This is a genomic window from Actinomadura meyerae, assembly GCF_900188445.1.
In the GTDB taxonomy this organism is placed as follows: Bacteria; Actinomycetota; Actinomycetes; order Streptosporangiales; family Streptosporangiaceae; genus Spirillospora; species Spirillospora meyerae.
This window is the reverse complement of record NZ_FZOR01000087.1, coordinates 1-5,171: the sequence shown is the minus strand read 5'-3', so window position 1 is coordinate 5,171 and position 5,171 is coordinate 1. Positions and strand designations below refer to the sequence as shown.

Here is a 5,171-nt window from a genome sequence, read left to right as displayed (position 1 = left end):
CGGTGGGTGTCCGTTTCTTGAGAACTCAACAGCGTGTTAAAAGCCAGTGCCTTTATCGGCTCGGTCCTCTTCGGAGGGTTGAGTCGCCCCGTGGCCATCCTCGTTCGGGGATGGTGGGGATTTCTTTGAGGCAATGCGATCTTTCGGGATCGTGATGCTGGGATTTTCTTCAAGGTTTGGCCGGTCGGCGGTTCGCCCCGCTGGTTGGTCGTGTGGACCTTAATGGAGAGTTTGATCCTGGCTCAGGACGAACGCTGGCGGCGTGCTTAACACATGCAAGTCGAGCGGAAAGGCCCCTTCGGGGGTACTCGAGCGGCGAACGGGTGAGTAACACGTGAGCAACCTGCCCCTGACTCTGGGATAAGCCCGGGAAACTGGGTCTAATACCGGATACGACCGGCCTTCGCATGGAGTGTCGGTGGAAAGTTTTTCGGTTGGGGATGGGCTCGCGGCCTATCAGCTTGTTGGTGGGGTGATGGCCTACCAAGGCGACGACGGGTAACCGGCCTGAGAGGGCGACCGGTCACACTGGGACTGAGACACGGCCCAGACTCCTACGGGAGGCAGCAGTGGGGAATATTGCGCAATGGGCGGAAGCCTGACGCAGCGACGCCGCGTGGGGGATGACGGCCTTCGGGTTGTAAACCTCTTTCAGCAGGGACGAAGCTAACGTGACGGTACCTGCAGAAGAAGCGCCGGCTAACTACGTGCCAGCAGCCGCGGTAATACGTAGGGCGCAAGCGTTGTCCGGAATTATTGGGCGTAAAGAGCTCGTAGGCGGTTTGTCGCGTCTGTCGTGAAAGCCCACGGCTTAACCGTGGGTCTGCGGTGGATACGGGCAGACTAGAGGCAGGTAGGGGAGAATGGAATTCCCGGTGTAGCGGTGAAATGCGCAGATATCGGGAGGAACACCGGTGGCGAAGGCGGTTCTCTGGGCCTGTACTGACGCTGAGGAGCGAAAGCGTGGGGAGCGAACAGGATTAGATACCCTGGTAGTCCACGCCGTAAACGTTGGGCGCTAGGTGTGGGGTTCTTCCACGGATTCCGCGCCGTAGCTAACGCATTAAGCGCCCCGCCTGGGGAGTACGGCCGCAAGGCTAAAACTCAAAGGAATTGACGGGGGCCCGCACAAGCGGCGGAGCATGTTGCTTAATTCGACGCAACGCGAAGAACCTTACCAAGGCTTGACATCGCCGGAAATCCCGCAGAGATGCGGGGTCCTTTTTGGGCCGGTGACAGGTGGTGCATGGCTGTCGTCAGCTCGTGTCGTGAGATGTTGGGTTAAGTCCCGCAACGAGCGCAACCCTCGTTCCATGTTGCCAGCACTTCGGGTGGGGACTCATGGGAGACCGCCGGGGTCAACTCGGAGGAAGGTGGGGATGACGTCAAGTCATCATGCCCCTTATGTCTTGGGCTGCAAACATGCTACAATGGCCGGTACAGAGGGCTGCGATACCGTGAGGTGGAGCGAATCCCTTAAAGCCGGTCTCAGTTCGGATCGAAGTCTGCAACTCGACTTCGTGAAGTCGGAGTCGCTAGTAATCGCAGATCAGCAACGCTGCGGTGAATACGTTCCCGGGCCTTGTACACACCGCCCGTCACGTCACGAAAGTCGGCAACACCCGAAGCCCGTGGCCCAACCAGCAATGGGGGGAGCGGTCGAAGGTGGGGCCGGCGATTGGGACGAAGTCGTAACAAGGTAGCCGTACCGGAAGGTGCGGCTGGATCACCTCCTTTCTAAGGAGCACATACTGGCTCGGATCGACCCTGGTTCAGGGTGTTCGAGTCGGTGGCTGCTGTTGACGGCGAATGTTCGTCAGGTGGCTGCTCATAGATGTGGAGCACTGGTTACTCAGCTCACCGCTCGTGTGAGCCGGCAAGTACCGCCTCTGTGGCCTTCGGGTTGCGGGGGAGTGGGAACGACGGTGTCGGGTGGGTGGTGGGTTGGACACGCTGTTGGGTCCTGAGGGAACGGGCGCGAGCCCGGGTGACCTCGGACTGCGGGACCAGCCGCCGCATCACCTGCAACGGGTGTGGCGGCGCTGGTGGGCCCGGTTGTTTTTTGAGAACTGCACAGTGGACGCGAGCATCTCTGGCGAACGATGAGATTGCGAGGACCGTGAGGTCTTTGTGGTGTTGTTGTTTGTCTGCGATTTGTTTTGATCGTTTTGTGTGTTCAAGTTTTTAAGGGCATACGGTGGATGCCTTGGCATCAGGAGCCGATGAAGGACGTGGGAGCCTGCGATATGCCTCGGGGAGTCGGCAACCAGACTTTGATCCGGGGATTTCCGAATGGGGAAACCTGGCACTCGTCATGGGGTGTCGCCGCCTGCTGAATGTATAGGCAGGTTGGTGGGAACGCGGGGAAGTGAAACATCTCAGTACCCGCAGGAAGAGAAAACAATAGTGATTCCGTGAGTAGTGGTGAGCGAAAGCGGATTAGCCTAAACCGTGCGCGTGTGATAGCCGGCAGGCGTTGCGTGTGCGGGGTTGTGGGACCATCCTGATTCAGCTGCCGCTGGGTCGAAGAGTTACAAAATATCGTGGTAGTCGAACGGCATGGGAAGGCCGACCGTAGACGGTGAGAGTCCGGTAGACGAAACTGCGGTGTCTCTTGGGTGTGTTCCCGAGTAGCACGGGGCCCGTGAAATCCCGTGTGAATCTGCCACGACCACGTGGTAAGGCTGAATACTTCCTGGTGACCGATAGCGGACCAGTACCGTGAGGGAAAGGTGAAAAGTGCCCCGGTGAGGGGTCGTGAAATAGTACCTGAAACCGTGTGCCTACAAGCCGTCAGAGCGTCCTCAGGAGCTTGCTCCTGTTCGTGATGGCGTGCCTTTTGAAGAATGAGCCTGCGAGTTATGGTGTGTGGCGAGGTTAACCGGTGGCGGGTAGCCGTAGCGAAAGCGAGTCTGAATAGGGCGTTTGAGTCGCATGCTGTAGACCCGAAGCGGGGTGATCTAGCCATGGGCAGGGTGAAGCGCCGGTAAGACGGTGTGGAGGCCCGAACCCACCAGGGTTGAAAACCTGGGGGATGACCTGTGGTTAGGGGTGAAAGGCCAATCAAACTCCGTGATAGCTGGTTCTCCCCGAAATGCATTTAGGTGCAGCGTCGCGTGTTTCTTGCCGGAGGTAGAGCTACTGGATGGCTGATGGGCCCTACAAGGTTACTGACGTCAGCCAAACTCCGAATGCCGGTAAGTGAGAGCGTGGCAGTGAGACTGCGGGGGATAAGCTTCGTAGTCGAGAGGGAAACAGCCCAGATCATCGGCTAAGGCCCCTAAGCGTGTGCTAAGTGGGAAAGGATGTGGAGTTGCCGTGACAACCAGGAGGTTGGCTTAGAAGCAGCCATCCTTGAAAGAGTGCGTAATAGCTCACTGGTCAAGTGATTCCGCGCCGACAATGTAGCGGGGCTCAAGCACACCGCCGAAGCCGTGGCATTGACACTTTAGGTGTTGATGGGTAGGGGAGCGTCCTGTAGCCGGTGAAGCCGCCGAGTGATCGAGTGGTGGAGGCTGCGGGAGTGAGAATGCAGGCATGAGTAGCGAGTCACACGTGAGAAACGTGTGCGCCGGATGACCAAGGGTTCCTGGGGCAGGCTAATCCGCCCAGGGTAAGTCGGGACCTAAGGCGAGGCCGACAGGCGTAGTCGATGGACAACGGGTTGATATTCCCGTACCCGCTGGTATGCGCCAACGCTGAACCCTCTGATGCTAAGACCCCGAATCCTGGTTGGGGCCTTCGGGCTCCTTTCAGGCCTAGCGGTCGACCCGAGGGGGTAGTAGGTGAGTGATGGGGTGACGCAGGAGGGTAGCTCAGCCCGGGCGATGGTTGTCCCGGGGTAAGGCTGTAGGGAGAGAGATAGGTAAATCCGTCTCTCACGTATCCTGAGAGCTGATGCCGAGCCGTTTTAGGTGAAGTGAGTGATCCCATGCTGTCGAGAAAAGCCTCTAGCGAGTGTACTGGCGGCCCGTACCCTAAACCGACTCAGGTGGTCAGGTAGAGAATACCAAGGCGATCGGGTGAACTGTGGTTAAGGAACTCGGCAAATTGCCCCCGTAACTTTGGGAGAAGGGGGGCCTCGTCTGGTGAACGTCCTTGCGGCGGGAGCTGGGTGGGGTCGCAGAGGCCAGGGGGAAGCGACTGTTTACTAAAAACACAGGTCCGTGCGAAGTCGTAAGACGCTGTATACGGACTGACGCCTGCCCGGTGCCGGAACGTTAAGAGGACCGGTTAGATCTCTTCGGGGGTCGAAGCTGAGAATCTAAGCGCCGGTAAACGGCGGTGGTAACTATAACCATCCTAAGGTAGCGAAATTCCTTGTCGGGTAAGTTCCGACCTGCACGAATGGCGTAACGACTTCCCCGCTGTCTCAACCACAGGCCCGGCGAAATTGCAGTACGAGTAAAGATGCTCGTTTCGCGCAGCAGGACGGAAAGACCCCGGGACCTTCACTACAGCTTGGCATTGGCGCTTGGAGCGTCTTGTGTAGGATAGGTGGGAGACTGTGAAGCCGGCACGCCAGTGTCGGTGGAGTCGTTGGTGAAATACCACTCTGGTCGTTTTGAGCGTCTAACCCGCACCCGTGTATCCGGGTGGGGGACAGTGCCTGGTGGGTAGTTTAACTGGGGCGGTTGCCTCCTAAAGTGTAACGGAGGCGCCCAAAGGTTCCCTCAGCCTGGTTGGCAATCAGGTGGCGAGTGTAAGGGCACAAGGGAGCTTGACTGTGAGACGGACGTGTCGAGCAGGTGCGAAAGCAGGGCCTAGTGATCCGGCACCTACGTGTGGAAGTGGTGTCGCTCAACGGCTAAAAGGTACCCCGGGGATAACAGGCTGATCTTCCCCAAGAGTCCATATCGACGGGATGGTTTGGCACCTCGATGTCGGCTCGTCGCATCCTGGGGCTGGAGTAGGTCCCAAGGGTTGGGCTGTTCGCCCATTAAAGCGGCACGCGAGCTGGGTTTAGAACGTCGCGAGACAGTTCGGTCCCTATCCGCTGCGCGCGTAGGAGAATTGTGAGGGTCTGTCCCTAGTACGAGAGGACCGGGACGGACGGACCTCTGGTGTGCCAGTTGTCCCGCCAGGGGCACGGCTGGTTGGCTACGTTCGGTCGGGATAACCGCTGAAAGCATCTAAGCGGGAAGCCTTCCTCGAGATGAGTTCTCCCACCC

General features: G+C 58.6%; 2 rRNA genes. Both read left to right on the top strand.

From position 1 onward, the window contains the following. Nucleotides 1–219: 219 nt before the first annotated feature. Nucleotides 220–1,737, top strand: a 16S ribosomal RNA gene (locus CHF16_RS38905). A 437-nt stretch (nt 1,738–2,174) separates the two neighbouring features. Continuing rightward, nucleotides 2,175–5,171 (top strand): 23S ribosomal RNA (locus CHF16_RS38900); the annotation flags it as partial.